This is a genomic window from Brevundimonas sp. (assembly GCF_965278935.1).
Taxonomy (GTDB): Bacteria; Pseudomonadota; Alphaproteobacteria; order Caulobacterales; family Caulobacteraceae; genus Brevundimonas.
Window position 1 is genome coordinate 1,994,266 of the sequence record NZ_OZ257124.1, and the last position, 16,579, is coordinate 2,010,844.

20 protein-coding genes and 1 tRNA gene are annotated in these 16,579 nt (G+C 67.3%); 5 read left to right on the forward strand and 16 right to left on the reverse strand.

What is annotated here, in order from left to right:
* Positions 1 to 21 precede the first annotated feature (21 nt).
* Positions 22 to 492: a hypothetical protein gene (locus ACQY68_RS09910; protein ID WP_428149216.1), complete on the reverse strand. Its 471-nt coding sequence runs from the start codon at positions 490 to 492 to the stop codon at positions 22 to 24.
* Positions 493 to 564: 72 nt separating this feature from the next.
* On the opposite strand from ACQY68_RS09910, the gene phaC reads away from it, so the two are divergent.
* A complete protein-coding gene (phaC, locus tag ACQY68_RS09915) occupies positions 565 to 2,538 on the forward strand; it encodes a class I poly(R)-hydroxyalkanoic acid synthase (protein WP_428149217.1) in 1,974 nt (657 codons plus the stop codon).
* Positions 2,535 to 2,909, forward strand: a complete 375-nt coding sequence (locus ACQY68_RS09920; RefSeq protein WP_428149218.1) for a hypothetical protein — start codon at positions 2,535 to 2,537, stop codon at positions 2,907 to 2,909. Before phaC ends, ACQY68_RS09920 begins: the two co-directional genes overlap by 4 nt.
* Here the strand turns inward: ACQY68_RS09920 and msrB are convergent.
* The 5 genes from msrB to ACQY68_RS09945 form a co-directional block, all read right to left on the reverse strand.
* Positions 2,906 to 3,412, reverse strand: coding sequence for a peptide-methionine (R)-S-oxide reductase MsrB (msrB, locus tag ACQY68_RS09925; protein WP_428149219.1), 507 nt, complete (start codon positions 3,410 to 3,412; stop codon positions 2,906 to 2,908). The genes ACQY68_RS09920 and msrB overlap by 4 nt on opposite strands.
* 40 nt (positions 3,413 to 3,452) lie before the next feature.
* A complete protein-coding gene (argC, locus tag ACQY68_RS09930) occupies positions 3,453 to 4,388 on the reverse strand; it encodes an N-acetyl-gamma-glutamyl-phosphate reductase (protein WP_428149220.1) in 936 nt (311 codons plus the stop codon).
* 305 nt (positions 4,389 to 4,693) lie between these two features.
* Complete coding sequence (rpsI, locus tag ACQY68_RS09935; protein WP_428149222.1) at positions 4,694 to 5,194, reverse strand: 30S ribosomal protein S9; 501 nt, start codon at positions 5,192 to 5,194, stop codon at positions 4,694 to 4,696.
* Positions 5,195 to 5,196: 2 nt separating this feature from the next.
* A complete protein-coding gene (gene rplM, locus ACQY68_RS09940) occupies positions 5,197 to 5,673 on the reverse strand; it encodes a 50S ribosomal protein L13 (RefSeq protein WP_428149223.1) in 477 nt (158 codons plus the stop codon).
* A gap of 185 nt (positions 5,674 to 5,858) precedes the next feature.
* Positions 5,859 to 6,950: a COX15/CtaA family protein gene (locus ACQY68_RS09945; protein WP_428149224.1), complete on the reverse strand. Its 1,092-nt coding sequence runs from the start codon at positions 6,948 to 6,950 to the stop codon at positions 5,859 to 5,861.
* A 136-nt stretch (positions 6,951 to 7,086) separates the two neighbouring features.
* Here ACQY68_RS09945 and ACQY68_RS09950 point away from each other — a divergent pair, with 136 nt between their 5' ends.
* Both ACQY68_RS09950 and ACQY68_RS09955 read left to right on the forward strand, forming a co-directional pair.
* Positions 7,087 to 7,350, forward strand: a complete 264-nt coding sequence (locus ACQY68_RS09950) for a transglycosylase (protein WP_428149225.1) — start codon at positions 7,087 to 7,089, stop codon at positions 7,348 to 7,350.
* Positions 7,350 to 7,562 (forward strand): DUF2842 domain-containing protein, encoded by a 213-nt coding sequence (locus tag ACQY68_RS09955; RefSeq protein ID WP_428149226.1) that lies wholly within the window; start codon positions 7,350 to 7,352, stop codon positions 7,560 to 7,562. The genes ACQY68_RS09950 and ACQY68_RS09955 overlap by 1 nt, the downstream gene beginning before the upstream one ends.
* Before the next feature lie 167 nt (positions 7,563 to 7,729).
* Here ACQY68_RS09955 and ACQY68_RS09960 read toward each other — a convergent pair.
* The 7 genes from ACQY68_RS09960 to ACQY68_RS09990 all read right to left on the reverse strand — a co-directional run bounded on the left by ACQY68_RS09960 (position 7,730) and on the right by ACQY68_RS09990 (position 11,901).
* Positions 7,730 to 7,806, reverse strand: a tRNA-Pro gene (locus tag ACQY68_RS09960).
* Positions 7,807 to 7,879: 73 nt separating this feature from the next.
* Positions 7,880 to 8,308, reverse strand: a complete 429-nt coding sequence (locus tag ACQY68_RS09965) for a MerR family transcriptional regulator (RefSeq protein ID WP_428149227.1) — start codon at positions 8,306 to 8,308, stop codon at positions 7,880 to 7,882.
* Complete coding sequence (locus ACQY68_RS09970) at positions 8,308 to 8,601, reverse strand: integration host factor subunit alpha (RefSeq protein WP_428152634.1); 294 nt, start codon at positions 8,599 to 8,601, stop codon at positions 8,308 to 8,310. The genes ACQY68_RS09965 and ACQY68_RS09970 overlap by 1 nt, the downstream gene beginning before the upstream one ends.
* Before the next feature lie 94 nt (positions 8,602 to 8,695).
* The gene (locus ACQY68_RS09975) at positions 8,696 to 9,673 is read right to left on the reverse strand and encodes a beta-ketoacyl-ACP synthase III (protein ID WP_428149228.1); all 978 of its coding nucleotides are present in this window, start codon (positions 9,671 to 9,673) and stop codon (positions 8,696 to 8,698) included.
* Positions 9,670 to 10,713 carry a phosphate acyltransferase PlsX gene (gene plsX, locus ACQY68_RS09980; protein ID WP_428152636.1) on the reverse strand — a complete coding sequence of 348 codons (1,044 nt, stop codon included), beginning with the start codon at positions 10,711 to 10,713 and terminating at the stop codon, positions 9,670 to 9,672. The genes ACQY68_RS09975 and plsX overlap by 4 nt, the downstream gene beginning before the upstream one ends.
* 127 nt (positions 10,714 to 10,840) lie before the next feature.
* Positions 10,841 to 11,365: a YceD family protein gene (locus ACQY68_RS09985; RefSeq protein WP_428149229.1), complete on the reverse strand. Its 525-nt coding sequence runs from the start codon at positions 11,363 to 11,365 to the stop codon at positions 10,841 to 10,843.
* A complete protein-coding gene (locus ACQY68_RS09990) occupies positions 11,362 to 11,901 on the reverse strand; it encodes a ubiquinol-cytochrome C chaperone family protein (protein ID WP_428149230.1) in 540 nt (179 codons plus the stop codon). The genes ACQY68_RS09985 and ACQY68_RS09990 overlap by 4 nt, the downstream gene beginning before the upstream one ends.
* A gap of 91 nt (positions 11,902 to 11,992) precedes the next feature.
* Between ACQY68_RS09990 and ACQY68_RS09995 the strand changes: the two genes are divergently transcribed.
* A complete protein-coding gene (locus ACQY68_RS09995) occupies positions 11,993 to 12,472 on the forward strand; it encodes an outer membrane protein assembly factor BamE (RefSeq protein WP_428149231.1) in 480 nt (159 codons plus the stop codon).
* A gap of 219 nt (positions 12,473 to 12,691) precedes the next feature.
* Here the strand turns inward: ACQY68_RS09995 and ACQY68_RS10000 are convergent, their stop codons facing one another.
* From ACQY68_RS10000 to thiL, 3 genes are all read right to left on the reverse strand, one after another.
* Positions 12,692 to 14,839: a sodium-translocating pyrophosphatase gene (locus tag ACQY68_RS10000; RefSeq protein WP_428149232.1), complete on the reverse strand. Its 2,148-nt coding sequence runs from the start codon at positions 14,837 to 14,839 to the stop codon at positions 12,692 to 12,694.
* 229 nt (positions 14,840 to 15,068) lie between these two features.
* The gene (locus ACQY68_RS10005; RefSeq protein ID WP_428149234.1) at positions 15,069 to 15,497 is read right to left on the reverse strand and encodes a hypothetical protein; all 429 of its coding nucleotides are present in this window, start codon (positions 15,495 to 15,497) and stop codon (positions 15,069 to 15,071) included.
* 92 nt (positions 15,498 to 15,589) lie between these two features.
* Positions 15,590 to 16,579: a thiamine-phosphate kinase gene (thiL, locus tag ACQY68_RS10010; RefSeq protein WP_428149235.1), complete on the reverse strand. Its 990-nt coding sequence runs from the start codon at positions 16,577 to 16,579 to the stop codon at positions 15,590 to 15,592.

Genomic DNA, 16,579 nt, shown 5'->3' on the forward strand with positions numbered 1-16,579 from the left:
ACCGGGCGATAGGAATGAAGATCAGCGGGGCGCCGGGCCCCGGTCGACGGGCGGCGGGGCCGCGCCGCGTTGGCGCGTGCGGGCGGCGAAGGCTTCCACCTCGGCCTGGGTCTCGGCCGTGGCGGGGGCGATGGCCTGGGCGTCGACGCGGCTGTTGACCTCTGCGGCGAAGACGGCCGGATCGCCAAGCTGCCAGTCGATGCGCGCGGCCTCGGCGGCCAGGTCCGTGCCGCTGCCCCGCAGGCTGTTGACCCGCGAAGCGACCTCGACCGGCTCCGGCAGAGGATCGGTCGAGCGGGGGAAGTCCTCCCAGCGCGGATAGGCCCGGTTGGCGTCGACCAGGGCCTGAACGCGCGGCGCGATGGGCGATGCCGCATCCGTCTCGGCGTTGAACGCGCCCGCGCATCCGCCCAGTCCGACAACGGCTGAGGCGATCGCCAGACCGCCGAATATCTTTTTCGCCTGATGCGCGTTCATCTCGGGGCCGGTCATATGCCATGATCATGACAGGCGGAAGGGCGGAGCACACGTCCGGCGTCATAACGGAAGCGCGCGGAGGACCTCATGGCCAAGACACCGACGACCCCGCCCGAGCCGCTGGCCGTCGCCAAGGCGCCGCGCAAGTCCGGTCGCCCGACCTCCGCGAGGCCCCGTGCGCCCAAGCCGAAGCCTGTGGTCGCCGAGACGGCGCCGCCTCCCGAAGCGAAGCTGACCGCCCCGACGCCGGAGCCCACGCCCACGGCCACGGCCGATAACCCGTTCGCCCTGCCCGGCTCCGACCAGCGCGAGATGCTGGAGACCCTGTCGCTGAACCTGGCCAGGGCGGCGATGACGGCCCAGTCGGCGATCGCCGAGGCGGCCCTGTCGCAGGCGGATCGCCCGGCCGCTTTGTCGCCCGACCCGTTCAATGTCGGACCGGCGATGAATTCGGTCATGACCAGCCTGGCCTCGCGCCCGGACAAGCTGTTCGCGGCCCAGGCTGATCTGTTCAACCGCTACATGGACCTGTGGGCCACCTCGACGCGCCGCGCGGCCGGCGAAGAGGCTCCGGCCCCGTCCAGGGACAAGCGATTCAAGGACCCGGCCTGGTCCGAGAACCCCATGTTCGACATGATGCGTCAGTCCTATCTGGTCACTTCGGACTGGATGAACGGCCTGGTCTCGTCGGTCGAGGATGTCGATCCGCGCACCAAGCGGCGCGCCGAGTTCTTCACCAAACTGCTGACCGACGCCTTCTCACCGTCAAACTTCCTCGCCTCCAACCCCGCCGCCCTGAAGGCGATGCAGGAATCGAACGGCGAATCGCTGGTGAAGGGGATGCAGAACTTCGCCGCCGATCTCGAACGCGGCATGGGCAAGCTGAAGATCAGCCAGGCCGACTACGGCAAGTTCGTCGTCGGCGAGAACGTCGCCACCGCCCCGGGCCAGGTCGTCTGGCGCGACGAGCTGTTCGAACTGATCCAGTTCGATGCCGCCACCGAGAAGCAACACGCCGTCCCTCTGCTGATCTTCCCGCCGTGGATCAACAAATTCTACATCATGGACCTGCAGCCGGAGAACTCGCTGATCCGCTGGCTGTCGGCCCAGGGGTTCACCGTCTTCGTCTGTTCCTGGGTCAATCCGGACAAGGACAAGGCGGACTTCGGCTTCGACGAATACCTCGAAAAGGGCATCTATCGCGCGGTCGAGAAGACGCTGGAACAGTCGGGCTCCAAGACCGTGAATACCGTCGGCTACTGCATCGGCGGGACCCTGATGGGCGCCGCCCTGGCGCATATGGCCGAGAAGAAGGACGGCCGCGTCGCCGCCACCACCTTCTTCGCCGCCCAGCACGATTTCGCCGAGGCCGGCGACCTTTTGCTCTTCACCGACGAGCACTGGCTCAACGAGGTCGAGCAGCAGATGGACGCGGCGGGCGGGGTCCTGCCGGGCGCGGCGATGGCCGAGACGTTCAATGCCCTTCGCGCCAACGACCTGATCTGGTCGTTCTTCGTGTCCAACTATCTGATGGGCAAGTCGCCGGCGGCCTTCGACCTCCTGTTCTGGAACGCCGACCAGACCCGCATGCCCAAGAAGCTGCACCTCGACTATCTGCGGTCGATGTACGGCCAGAACCAGCTGTCGAAGGGCGAGTTCACCATCGGCGGGGTCAAGGTCGACCTGTCCAAGGTGACCATCCCGCTCTACTTCCAGGCCAGCCGCGAGGATCACATCGCGCCGATGAACTCGGTCTATCGCTCGGCCAAGGCCTTCTCGAACGCCGCCGTGACCCTGACCCTGGCGGGATCCGGCCATATCGCCGGGGTGATCAACCCGCCGAGCGCCAACAAGTACCAGCACTGGACCAATGCCGCCCTGCCCGGCTCGCTCGCCGAGTGGCAGGCGGGCGCCGTCGAGCATCCGGGCAGCTGGTGGAACCACTGGGCGGCGTGGCTGGCCGACAAGTCGGGCGACCTGATCCCGGCCCGCGACCCGAACAGGGGCCCCCTGAAGCCCATTGAGCCGGCCCCCGGCTCCTATGTGAAAGTGAAGTCTTGAAGCGTCTGGAGCCCAACTTCCTGCTGGCGGTCTCGACCTTGATCGCCCTGATCCTGCTGATCACGACGGCGACCGTGTTCGGCGCGCCGGGCGGGGCGATCAAGTATCCGGTCATCGCCGTGATCTGCGTCATCGCCTTCGTCGTCGGCAACGGCATGCTGGCGGGACGGACGGGCCGGGTGACGCCGCCGATGATCAACCTCGACACGCCAGCCACGGCAGCCTGGGCCGGCGGCTTTCCGATGCTGGTGATCCTGTTCGCGGGCGTGCCGTTGATCTGGACCGGGAACGACTACGGCCTGCTGATCATCATCGCCTCGGTCATGGCCGGGGTGACAGTCGAGTCCGCCCTTAAGGCCAGACGGGCCTAGGCTGGCCTGAAGGTCAGGGCGACGCCGTTGTTGCAGTAGCGTTTGCCGGTCGGACGCGGCCCGTCGTCGAACACATGGCCCTGGTGCCCCAGGCAGCGGGCGCAGTGGTATTCGGTGCGCGGGAAGCCGATCGCGAGGTCCTGCTTTGTCCCCAGAGCCCCGTCGATCGGGGCGTAGAAGCTGGGCCAGCCGGTGCCTGAGTCGAACTTGGTCCGCGACTGGAACAGCGGCAGCTCACAGCCCCGGCAGACGAAGGTCCCCGCCCGGTGCTCGTCGTTCAGCGGACTGGTGAAGGGCCGTTCGGTCGCCTCGTGGCGCAGGACGTCATAGCTCAGCCCCGGCAGGCGGGTGCGCCACTGGGCGTCGGTCACCCGGCGGAACGGCGAGCTTGCGTACTGGGCTTCGGACGCATCGGCCTGCCCCGGCGAAGAACAGGCTGCCAGGGCGGTCGCGACGCCGCCGAGCAGCAGGGTCCGGCGGGAAGTGGTCAGGGCGTGGGTCATGATCCTGTATACGTCGGCAAGACCCGCGAGGTTTCAAGTCTCAGCCGAGCCCCGTCGCCTCGTCCAGACCCAGCATCAGGTTGAGGTTCTGCACCGCCGCGCCCGACGCCCCCTTGCCGAGGTTGTCCAGCAGGGCGACCAGCCGCGCCTGTGACCCGTCGCGGTTCCCGAACACGTGCAGCCGCATGCTGTTGGTGCCGTTCAGGCCCTCGGGATCCAGACCCGTCATCGCTGCGGTCTCGTCCAGGCCCGCGACCTCGACGAAGCGGCAGCCTTCATAGGCCTCGACCAGGGCGCCGTGCAGGCGGTCGATTGACGGCGTCTCCGGCAGCGCCGCGAGTTGCAGCGGAACCTCGACCAGCATGCCCTGGCGATAGGCGCCGACAGCCGGCGTGAACAGGACGTCGTGCCTGAGGCCCGAGTGTTTGGTCATCTCCGGCACATGCTTGTGCTGCAACGACAGGCCATAGGCGCGATAGGCCGGCGCGCCCCCACCCTCGAACTCGGCGATCATCACCTTGCCACCGCCGGAATAGCCCGACACCGCATTGACCGTCACCGGCCAGTCGGCGGGCACGAGCCCGGCCTTCACCAGCGGCCGCATCAGACCGATGAAGCCGGTCGGATAGCAGCCGGGGTTCGACACCCGGCGCGATCCGCAGATCTCGCCTCGCTGGACGGCGTCCATCTCGGCGAAGCCATAGGTCCAGCCGGTGGCGACCCGAAACGCCGTGGAGGCGTCGATGACCCGGGTCGTGGTGTTCTCGATCATGGCCACGGCTTCCCGGGCCGCCTCGTCGGGCAGGCACAGGATTACGGCGTCGGCTGCGTTCAGCGCCTCGGCCCGCGCGGTCGGATCCTTGCGCAGGTCGCCGGTCAGGGAGATGAACTCCAGATCGGCGCGCCCCTCCAGCCGCTGGCGGATCTCCAGCCCCGTGGTCCCGGCCTCGCCGTCGATGAAGATGGTGTGGGTCATTCGCTTGGGACTCCGGCGGGATCGCGCCACTGTCCGACCTCGCGGCCGAATAGATGGGGCTCCCACCCAGGATAGATCTGAACGATCGCGTCGCACTCAAGTGGGGCGTCGATAAGGAAAATGACGATCCGCTCGCCGAGCACAACGCCACCGCAATCGGCCAGCGCGGCCTCGTTGAGGAAATGGGCGCCTGATGGATCTCTATCGGCTCCGGTAACTGCGATCCGTTTCATAGTGACACCATAGAAAAAGGGCGCTCCGGTTTCCCGAAGCGCCCCGTTTCGTAATCGCTTTCGCGAAACGGCTTAACGCTTCGAGAACTGGAACGAACGGCGAGCCTTGGCGCGGCCGTACTTCTTGCGCTCGACGACGCGGCTGTCGCGGGTCAGGAAGCCGTGCGGCTTCAGGACCGGACGCAGGGCCGGTTCGAAATGCGTCAGGGCGTGCGACAGGCCGTGGCGGATGGCGCCGGCCTGGCCCGACAGGCCCGAACCTTCGACGGTGCAGACCACGTCGAACTCGGTCTCGCGACCGCAGACGACCAGCGGCTGGGCGATCATCATGCGCAGGATTTCGCGGGCGAAATACTGCAGCTGATCCTTGCCGTTGATGGTGAATTTGCCGGTGCCCGGCATGACCCAGACGCGGGCGATCGCGTTCTTGCGCTTGCCGGTCGAATAGGCGCGGCCCTGGGCGTCGACCTTGCGGACGTAGACGGGGGCCGAGTTGTCGTAGCCGTTGTCCGAAACGCCGAGGCTCTTCAGAGCGTCGAAGCCGGTCGCGGTTTCTTGAGTGACGTCGGTCATGCTCAGATGCTCCGGGTGTTCTTGGCCGAGCGGCCGGCGAAGTCGATGGTCTCGGGCTGCTGGGCGTCGTGCTCGTGAGCCGAGCCGGCGAACAGGCGCAGGTGCGTCATCTGGCCACGAGCCAGCGGGCTTTCCTTCGGCATCATGCGCTCGACGGCCTTCTCGAGCACGCGCTCGGGGAAGCGGCCGTTCAGGACCTTCTGCGGGGTCGTCGACTTGACGCCGCCCGGGTGGCCGGTGTGGCGATAGTAGACCTTGTCGGTCAGCTTCTTGCCGGTGAACACGACCTTGTCGACGTTGGTCACGACGACGTAGTCGCCCGAGTCCACGTGAGGGGTGTAGGTCGGCAGGTGCTTGCCACGCAGGCGCATGGCGATGAAGGTCGCGAGACGGCCCACGACGACGCCTTCAGCGTCGATGTGGATCCACTTCCTCTCGACCTCGGACGGCTTCAAGGCAGCCGTGGTGCTCTTCAGCATGTGAGGTTTTCCTAGAACAGGAGGCGAAACGGGGTCGCTCCGGACGGGCCGAAGCGAGCGAAGGCGCGCTAGTAGGGGAAACGTCCACAGGCGTCAATGCCGGTTTCCGCGCGCAATTCACCATACTACGCTGTTTTAGAACGGTTTTCCTGTAACGGTATTAAAATACCGCACGATTTGAACGCTTATCGGCGCGGTCCGGACATGAAAAGCCGGGGTTGGGACCGCCGAACCAGCCACAGATTGGCCGTCGCCAGCGCCAGAACGACCGCCGCCCCCGCCTGATGCAGGCCTCCGAGCCACATCGGCACGGCGTTGATCAGGGTCACGATGCCCAGCGCCGCCTGCAGCCACAGCGCGCCGACCAGCAGGAAAGCCGAAACGCCCAGCCCCTCGGCCAGCCGCCAGCGCCAGGCCTGGACCGCATAGAGGGTCCCGCCGATCAGCAGGCCGTAGGCGAAGATCCGGTGATTGAACTGCACCAGGGCGTGGTCGTGCAGGAAGGCCAGTCCGCCCAGCCCCCACTCCACCGGGGCGATGATGTCGCCATTCATCAAAGGCCAGTCGGTATAGATGAAGCCCGCCTTGGCCCCGGCGACGAGACCGCCGAGCAGGCACTGCACGAAGACCGCGCCCAGCAGAATGGCGGCGCCCCGGCTCCAGCCCGCGGGCGAGCGCGAATGCTCCTCGCCGGACCAGGCTTCCAGACCGGTCCAGATCAGGCCCGCGAAGATGACCAGAGCCAGACCCAGATGCGTCGCCAGCCGTTCGGGCGCGACGTCGACCCGCTCGGACAGTCCTGAAGACACCATCCACCAGCCGATCAGGCCCTGAAGCCCGCCCAGCGCCAGCAGGACGGCGCAGCGCCAGATCAGCCGCGTCGGCATGGCCATCCGGCCGAGGAACGACCGCTCGGACAGCAGGCGGAAGGCCAGGAAGGCGAAGAACGGCAGGGCGAAGACGACGCCGACCAGTCGCCCGACCAGCCGGTGCAGCCACTCCCACCAGAAGATGCCCTGGAACTCGCCCAGCGACATGCCGGCGTTGACCTGGGCGTATTGCGGGATCGCCTTGTACTTCTCGAAGGCGTCGTTCCAGTCGGCGGCGGTCATCGGCGGCACGGCGCCCATGATCGGCTTCCATTCGGTGATCGACAAACCCGATCCCGTCAGCCGGGTGATCCCCCCGATGACCACCATGGCGAAGACCATGGCGGCGCAGACGAACAGCCAGACGGCGACGGCTTTCGACTGGTCCCGACTTCTGAAACGGCTCATTCGACGCCTGACGCTCCAACGGATACAGTGCCGCCTCTCGTAGCGACCGGGGCGGTATGCCCCCGGATCGTGGCGAGATCAAAGTCCGAAGTCATGACGCGAGGTCGCAAGCCGGCCCGCTGGGGAGCCCGCCGTTTTGGAATCACTGCTGGAATACGCCGATATCGTGATCGCCATCGTGGGCGCCTTCGTCCTGGCCTGGATCGCCGACCTGCTGACCGGGCGACGGGGGCTGTTCGCAGCCTCGCTGGTGGCCCTCACCGGCGCGGCCTGTGGCTGGTTCCTGGCGGTGCGGGTCTTCGGCGTCTCGACGATGGACGAGTTCGGCTGGACCCTGTGGTCGGGCGCCGGGTCGGTCCTGGCCCTCGGAACCTACTACCTGTTCCGGAACACCCGCTGATGGGGCTGCGGAGACGCCGGGCGATCGCCTCTGTCGGAATCCTGGTCTTCCTGGGCTTCTACGTCTGGCTGGTCGTCGCCGTCGGCGCCCATGTGCCGGACCATCCGGTCGCGACCCTGCTGTTCTACGGCCTCGCCGGCACGCTGTGGGGCGTGCCCCTGCTGCCGCTGATGTCCTGGGCCGAGGGGAAACCGTTTCTGAAGAAACGGTAGCGATCACGCGCTCAAGCAGCGAGCGACCGCGTCGCGAGCGGGAGCGCCTGAAGAACGCGCTCAAGCAGCGAGCCGCCGCGCGGCGAGCGGTCGCGCACCAAGAATGCAAAAAGGGGCCGCTCGAAAGCGACCCCTCTTCAGCCGACTCATTTTCCTGAAAAGGAAGATGGTCGGAGCGACAGGATTCGAACCTGCGACCCCTTGACCCCCAGTCAAGTGCGCTACCAGGCTGCGCCACGCTCCGAGAGGCCGGTCCTATAGCGGCGGGTGGGCGTCGCCGCAAACGAGAAAACGCCGCCGACGTCCGAAGGCCTGATTCAGCCCGCCAGAACGGCGTCGAGACGCGCCCGGGCGCCCTCCAGATCGGCCAGAATCGCCCGCAGCTCGCGTTCGGATCCTCCCGAAGTCGGCGCAGCCGGCTCACTCGAAGGCACGGGCGCCGGGCCCGCTTCGGCGTCCATGCTGAAACCGGCGCCGGCATCGCCATAGGCGGCCAGACGCGCCAGTCCCTGATCCTTGTGCAGACGCTGCACGCCCTTGATGGTCAGGCCCTCTTCGTGCAGCAGCCGACGAATGGCCTTCAGCACCACGATGTCCTGCGGACGATAGAATCGCCGGCCGCCCGCACGCTTTACCGGGGCGACGAAGGGAAACTTGGTTTCCCAGAACCGCAGCACATGCTGTGGCGCGCCAACAGCCTCGGCGGCCTCCGAAATCGTCCGGAAGGCGTCGGGGCCCTTGGCCATCAGGCGCCGGCGCCGTGGACGCGGGACTTCATGATCTGGGAGGCGCGGAAGCTGATGACGCGGCGCGGATTGATCGCGGCCGGCTCGCCCGTCTTGGGGTTGCGACCCATGCGCGCGCGTTTCTCGCGCACCTGGAAGACGCCGAAGCCGGACAGTTTGACGGTCTCGCCGCGCTCGAGGCTCTCGACGATGAGCTCCAGGGTCCGCTCGACCATGCTGGAGCATTCCTGTCGTGACAGGCCGACCTCTTCGTGCACCGCCTCGCACAGGTCTGCGCGGGTCAAGGTTTGCAGTTCGCCCACGGTTCGTCCCCTTTGATCCCGACATCCCCATAAACGGCGAAAACCGGGCGAAGTCAAAGGTCAGCGTGGCTGTTTCAGTGCGGCGTTACAGCCGGAAAGCGCAGGCGCCCCACGTCAAACCGCCGCCCATGGCCTCCAGCAGGACCAGATCGCCCTTCTTGATGCGCCCGTCCTGGATCGCGGCGTCCAGGGCAAGGGGGATCGAGGCGGCCGAGGTATTGGCGTGCATGGCCACCGTGGAGATCACCTTGTGCTCGTCCAGGCCCAGGCGGTCGCCGACACCCTTGATGATTCGCTGGTTGGCCTGATGCGGAACGAACCAGTCGACCTCGGGCACGGTGATGTTTGACGCGGCGCAGGCGGCGGTGATCGCCTCGGCGATGTTCACCACAGCGTGGCGGAACACCTGATTGCCCGCCATCCGCAGATGGCCGACGGTTCCAGTGCTGGATGGTCCGCCGTCGACATAGAGCAGATCGGTCTTGGTCCCGTCCGAGCGCAGGGCGAAGCCGAGCAATCCCTGATCGGCCGAGGTCCCCTGCCCCTCCCGCGGCTCGACCACGATGGCGCCGGCGCCGTCGCCGAACAGGACGCAGGTCGTCCGGTCGGTCCAGTCCATCAGCCGGGTCATCTCCTCGGCGCCGATGACCAGGGCGCATTTGGCCAGGCCCCTCGCGACGAAGCCGTCGGCTACACTCAGCGCATAGACGAAGCCGGAGCAGACGGCTTGGACGTCGAAGGCGATGCAGACCGGCGCGCCGATCTTGCGCTGGACGATCGAGGCCGTGGCCGGGAAGGTCATGTCGGGTGTCGTCGTGGCGACGATGATCATGTCGACGTCGGCGGCCGTCTTGCCGGCGTCGGCGAGCGCCCGCCTGGCCGCCTCGGCCGCCAGGTCGCTGGTCGGCTCGTCGTCGCGCGCCCTGTGACGCTGACGGATGCCCGTGCGTTCGATGATCCATTCGTCCGAAGTGTCGACGAACTCGGCCAGGTCGGCGTTGCTCACGACCTGTTCCGGCAGATAGGAGCCGACGCCGGTGACGGCGCTGCGGATAACACTCACGAAACGCTCTCTTGGGACTGGGATTGGGGGGCCGCGGGGGCGTGCATGACGTCGTCCAATCGGCCCAGATTTGCGCCGACGGTCTGCATATAGTCACTGCGGGCCAGATCGACAGCGATACGGATGGCGTTGCCGAATCCCTTGGCGTCCGCGCCGCCGTGGCTCTTGACCACGATGCCGTTCAGACCCAGCAGGGGGCCGCCGTTGATGGCGCTCGGATCGATCTTCTGGCCCATCGCCTTTAACGCCGGCATGGCGATCAAGGCTCCCAACTTGGCCTGCAGGCTGGAGGTCAGCGCCTCCTTTAACAGGCTGGAGATGAAGCGGGCCACGCCCTCGGCGGTCTTCAAGGCGATATTGCCGGTAAAGCCGTCGGTGACGACGACGTCCACGGTGCCCTTGGCGATGTCGTCGCCCTCGACGAAGCCGTGATAGTTCAGGCCCAGACCGCCCTCGCGCAGGATGCGTGCGGCCTCGCGGACCTCCTCGTGGCCCTTCATGTCCTCGGATCCGACGTTCAGGATGCCGATGGTGGGCCTGGCCACGCCGTGCACGGCGGTGTGGAAGGCCTCGCCCATGATGGCGAACTCCACCAGCTGTTCGGCGTCGCTCTCGATATTGGCGCCGACGTCCAGAACGGCCGTGACGCCGCGCAGCGTCGGCCAGCTGGCCACGATCGCCGGCCGCTCCAGTCCCGGCGTCGACATGCGCAGGATCAGCTTGGAGATGGCCATCAGGGCGCCGGTGTTGCCTGCGGAAACGATCGCCCCGGCCTCGCCCGACTTCACCGCCTCGATGGCGTTCCACAGGCTGGAGCCCTTGCCGCGCCGCATCGCCTGGGCCGGCTTTTCGTCCGAAGCGATCTTCTTGTCGGTGTGGCGGATGTCGCAGACGTCCGCCGTCAGATTGTGCTTCGCCAGCTCCGCGACGATCGCCTGTTCGTCCCCGTGCAGCAGGAAGGAGACCCCCTCCCCTCCATGCCGGCGGATGTAGTCTCGGATGCCGCCGACGACGACGGGCGGGCCATGGTCGCCGCCCATGGCGTCCAGCGAAATTAATGTGGGGGTTGGCAAGGGGTCGGAAACTCCGGTGCGCCGACGTTGCGGCGCGTTCTGCTGATCACAGGATACCGCCGCGCCGTGCGGATGCAAACGGCGCCGACGCACGTCAGGATTTTCCGTCGTCGTCCTTCGGCTTGAACGCCTTGAGGACGGCGAAGGGCGAGATCTCGGCAGGCTCTTCCGGCTGGACGAATTCAGCGCCCGGCTTGCGCGGGAACGGGTCCAGCGCCAGCGCCAGCTGCTCGACGGCGTACTGACCGAGGTCGATTCGGCCGTCCTCGATCACGTCGGGCGCATCGTCGTCGAGGGTGACCTCGATCTCGTCCGGCTCGGGCTCGGCCGCCTCGACCAGATCGACGGAGAATCGTTCGTCGACCTCGACCGGCAGCGGGTCCAGGGTGATGCCGCAGACCTGTTCCAGCGTCGCCACGACCCGGCCCGACAGGGTCCAGCCCATGCGGCCGGGCGAGACCTTCAGATCGGCCTCGAACACAGACAGGGACGCCAGATCCAGCGCCTTGATGACGCGTTTCCGGGCGTCTTCATCGGGAACCAGATGCCGCTCGAGACCTGCGCCGATCTCGTTGATGCGCACGACCTGGCTGAAGGGAAGACGATGTCCGGGGTTCATGCCTTGACCTCCGGCCAGACCGGCGCGGTCAGCACCGTGTCGATGGCCTGTTTCCCCAGCAGCCCACGTGCCGCCAAGGCGTAGGCCGCCAGTCCGTTCGCGTGGCCGGCGTCTTCGGTCGCATAGACGTTGCGCGCCAGTCCGTCGGACAGCGCGCCTGCGTCCCCGGCCCGCAGCGCCGTCTCATAGGCGGTCATCCGGCCGTACAGGGCCTCGCCCAGCCGCCGCATCTTCTTGGCCATGGTCACGTCGTTCACGCCCAGCTCCCGCAGCGCGTTATCGAGCGCGGAGACATAGACGTCGAACAGGTTCTGCGCCGCCTCGGAGCCGCGTTCGGCTTCTGCACCCGTCTCGTCGCGTAGGCGCAGGACCAGCAGCAGCACATGCAATGTGTAGAGCTCGAACCGGGCGTCGATCTCGTCGTTGACGCCCAGGGCGGTATAGAATCCCGGATCGCGGGCCTGCGCGACGGCGGCCGTATACAGCGGCAGCCCCATGCGCTCGGCGGATCGGGTTCGGAACAGGTTCTTCAGCATCGGTATACGGCCCCTTTTCCGCCGCGCCGTTGAACTAGGACGCGGGTCCGGTTAGGTCAAAGACCTTGTTTCGTCCCAGGCGCCCGTCTCCATGAATAAGATCGTCGTTCGTCTTGCCGTCTTGGCCGCCCTCGCGCCCCTGGCGGTCGCATGCGCGCCCGTCGTGGGCAACCACGGCTTCCAGGTCATCGACGTCAATCCGAAAGACATCGTCACAGGCACGGACACCAAGTCCACCGTCCTGGCTCAACTCGGTTCGCCCTCGGCGGTTTCGACCTTCGAGGACAACATCTGGTATTACATCTCCCAGACGACCGAGCGGTACACCTACAACCGCCCGCAGGTGTCCCAGCGCAGCGTCACCGCCATCACCTTCAGCGAGACCGACGACAAGGTCACCGAGGTCCGCAACCTGAACCTCGACGACGGCCAGCAGATCGCCATGGAACGTCGCGAAACCCCGACCCGCGGTCGTGAACTGACCATCCTCGAACAGCTCCTCGGCAACGTCGGCCGCGGCCAGCTGCCCCGCACCGACGAAGACGTCCCCGGCCAGCGCCGTCCGGACTGATCACCGACCTCTCCCTCCACCGAGTGGGAGGGTCGTCGCGAAGCGACGGGGTGGGAACGGCCGGCGATCCAGACACAGCCGGCGGGGTTTTGCTTTGCCGCCCCCACCCGGTCTTCGCTTCGCTCCGACCACCCTCCCCCGAGTGGGAGGGAAAGTGGAGAACAAAACGCCCCGGAGATCGCTCTCCGGGGCGTTCGTCTTTTCAGCTCAGCGTGACGGTCAGCCGATGTTCCCGCTGGCCAGCACCGCCAGCAGCAGCAGCGCCACGATGTTCGTGATCTTGATCATCGGGTTCACCGCCGGGCCCGACGTGTCCTTGTAGGGATCGCCGACCGTGTCGCCGGTCACCGCGGCCTTGTGCGCCTCGGAGCCCTTGCCGTGGACGACGCCGTTCTTGTCGGTGAAGCCCTCCTCGATCACCTTCTTGGCGTTGTCCCAGGCGCCGCCGCCCGAGGTCATCGAGATGGCCACGAACAGGCCGGTCACGATGACGCCCATCAGCATGGCGCCCAGCGAGGCGAACGCATTCGCCTTGTCCGAGATGAACAGGATCGCCGTGAACAGGACGATGGGCGACAGCACCGGCAGGAGCGACGGCACGATCATCTCGCGGATCGCCGCCCGGGTCAGGATGTCGACCGCCCGGCCATACTCCGGCTTGACCTCGTAGGTCATGATGCCGGGGTTCTCGCGGAACTGGCGACGGACCTCTTCCACGACCGACTCGGCCGCGCGACCCACGGCCATCATCGACATCCCGCCGAACAGGAAGGGCAGCAGCCCCCCGAACAGCAGGCCTACGACGACATAGGGGTTGGTCAGGTCGAAGGCGACCACCCCCATGTTGGCGAAGAACGGATAGTCCGCCGGGTTGGAGGCGAAATACTGCAGGTCGGACGTATAGGCCGCGAACAGCACCAGCGCGCCGAGGCCCGCCGAACCGATCGCATAGCCCTTGGTCACGGCCTTGGTGGTGTTGCCCACGGCGTCGAGGGCGTCGGTGACGTGACGAACGTCAGCCGGCAGACCCGCCATCTCGGCGATGCCGCCGGCGTTGTCGGTCACGGGACCGAAGGCGTCGAGCGCCACGATCATCCCGGCCACGCCCAGCATGGTCGTGGTGGCGATGGCGATGCCGAACAGGCCCGCCAGCTGGAAGCTGACGATGATGCCGACGATGATCACCAGCGCCGGCAGAGCCGTGGACTCCAGCGACACGGCCAGGCCCTGGATCACGTTGGTGCCGTGGCCCGAGACCGAGGCGTTGGCGACCGACCGCACGGGGCGGAAGTTGGAACCGGTGTAGTACTCGGTGATCACCACGATGGCGGCGGTGACGGCCAGACCGACCAGGCCCGACCAGAACAGGCTCATCGGCTCGATCTGAAGGCCGCCGGTCGTGACGACCGGACCGGTCACCAGGGTCGTGATAACCCACCAGACCGCGCCGACCGACAGAACGCCGGTGACGATCAGACCCTGATACAGCGCCCCCATGATGTTGTTGGACTTGCCGAGGCGGACGAAGAACGACCCGATGATCGAGGTCACGATGCAGATGCCGCAGATGGCCAGCGGCAGCAGCATCATCACGTCCACATAGGGCTGGCCGCGGAAGAAGATGGCCGCCAGCACCATGGTGGCGACCGTGGTCACCGCATAGGTCTCGAACAGGTCGGCGGCCATGCCGGCGCAGTCGCCGACGTTGTCGCCAACGTTGTCGGCGATGGTCGCGGCGTTGCGGGGATCATCCTCGGGGATGCCGGCCTCGACCTTGCCCACCATGTCGCCGCCGACGTCGGCGCCCTTGGTGAAGATGCCGCCGCCCAGTCGCGCGAAGATGGAGATCAGCGAGGCGCCGAAGCCCAGGGCCACCAGACCGTCGATGACCTCGCGGCCGGTCGACTCGAGACCCAGGCCTTCGGTCAGCACGGCGTAGTAGCCGGCCACGCCGATCAGGGCGCCGCCCGCCACGAACATGCCGGTGATGGCGCCCGAGCGGAACGCGAGGTCCAGACCTTTGGACAGGCTCTGCGACGCCGCATGTGCGGTTCGCACGTTGGCGCGGACCGAGATCAGCATGCCGGCGAACCCGGCCAGGCCCGACAGGACCGCGCCGATCACGAAGCCGATGGCGGCGTACTGGCCGATCAGCAGATAGGCGATGATCAGGATGACCACCCCGACCATGGCGATGGTGGTGTACTGGCGCTTCAGATAGGCCGAGGCGCCTTCCTGAATGGCCGCTGCGATTTCTCGCATCTTGTCGTTGCCGGTTTCGGCCTTCATCAGACTGGCGGTCTGGATCAGTCCGTAAAGGACCCCCAGCGCACCGGCGGCTATCACTAGCCACAGATAGTTTGTCATTGGCGTTTCCATACCTAAAGCATTAGGCGCGCGGACCCTTGGCGCGGCGGGCCTTTTGGCCTCTGTCCGCCTTCCGGTCCCCCCGTGCGCAGTCTGGACGCAGTAGCGCGTCCCTCGGGAATTGCCGGGGAAGCTTACAACTGCGTCGGAGCGACGCAACCAGCGTTTTTCGGGAACGGGGGCGGTCCGCGCTCAGCCAGCGAGCGACCGCGCGGCGAGCGGTGGCGTCCTAGGACGCCCTGACGCCCGTGCGGCGGCGCGGCGCCTGGAGCGCGACCTCGGCGCTGGCGATGGAGCCGGCGCCCGAGATCGACGGCGCGACCCGCATCAGCATGGCGCAAACCGCCGGGGCGTCGACCTGGGTCCAGTCGTCTGCCAGGACGAACGGGGTCCGGTGCGCGGCGCGGACCAGGGCGTCGCGGAAATACGGCTCCTTGGCGCGCATCTGCTCGGGCGTGGCGTGCGCGCCCAGCGTCAGGCGGATGGTCACGAAGACATAGTTGCGGATCCGGCCGCCTGCGATGATCGGCAGACCCACGCCGGCGATGTTCAGCGTCTGCGCGCCGCCGCCCGAAGGTGCATCGGACGCGGATGCGGCTGTTGCGGCGGTTCCGGCCAGGGCCAGGGTTCCGAGGGCGAAGATGTCTCTGCGGCGCATGCGACCCTTATCGCGCCGACCGATTGAGATTCCGTTGCTTCGCCCGAGGCTTTGTCATCCCGGCCGGAGCGACCCGGAGAGCAGGGCTCGTTTCAGTCGTGGGTCCAGCCCGGTTTCCGCATCTCGACCGGCTTGCCGAGATAGGTCGCCGTCACGCCCCGTCCGGCCGACACCGTACCGACGCGGGTCAGACGCAGCAGTTGCCGGTCCGCTTCTCGCTTCAGCGCCGCCTCGTCCGACGGATGCGCCGTCAGCAACAGCTCGTAGTCGTCGCCGCCGGTCGCCAGACTCTCCAGGGCCGCCTCCTGATCGATCCGCGTGTCGAACCAGGCCGTCGCCGCCGCCGACCGCGGCAGCAGTTCGAGCTGCACCGACGCCGCGACGCCGCTCGTCGCCGCGATATGCCCGAGGTCGGCGATCAGCCCGTCGGAGACGTCCATGATCGCCGTGGCAAGCCCCTGCACCGCCTGACCGAAGGCCAGACGCGGCGCCGGCCGCCGATAGTGTTCCGCCAGGGCCTCGACCCGTTCCTTTTCCAGCGACAGTCGCCCGCGCGCAGCCTGCAGCCCCAGCCAGCCGTCGCCGATCATTCCGGTGACGTAGATTCCGTGTCCCGGCCTGGCCCCGCCGCGCGTCACCGACCCGCCCTTCGGCGCCCAGCCCAGCATGGTCGCCGAAAACGAAGCCGGCCCCGGCGTCAGAACCGTATCCCCACCCAGCAGATGGATGCCGAACGTCTTCTGGTCCGCCGCCAGCCCCGCCGCGAAGGCCTCCCGTTCCGGCCAGCCGCAGCGCGGGGACCAGTGACAGGCCAGCAAATAGCCGAACGGTTCCGCTCCCTTGGCCGCCAGATCCGACAGATTCACCCGCAGAAGCTTCTGCGCGACCGTGTCCAGAGGGTCGTCGGGCAGGAAGTGCACGCCCTCGACGATCGCGTCCTTGGTCAGGACCAGATCGGCTCCGACCCGCGTCGGCATCACCGCCACGTCGTCGGTCAGGCCCCAGGCGTGGTCCGGATGGGCCAGCGGGGCGAACAGCGTCTTGATGGTCTCGAATTCGCCGGCGGCGTCGAGCGCGGCCAT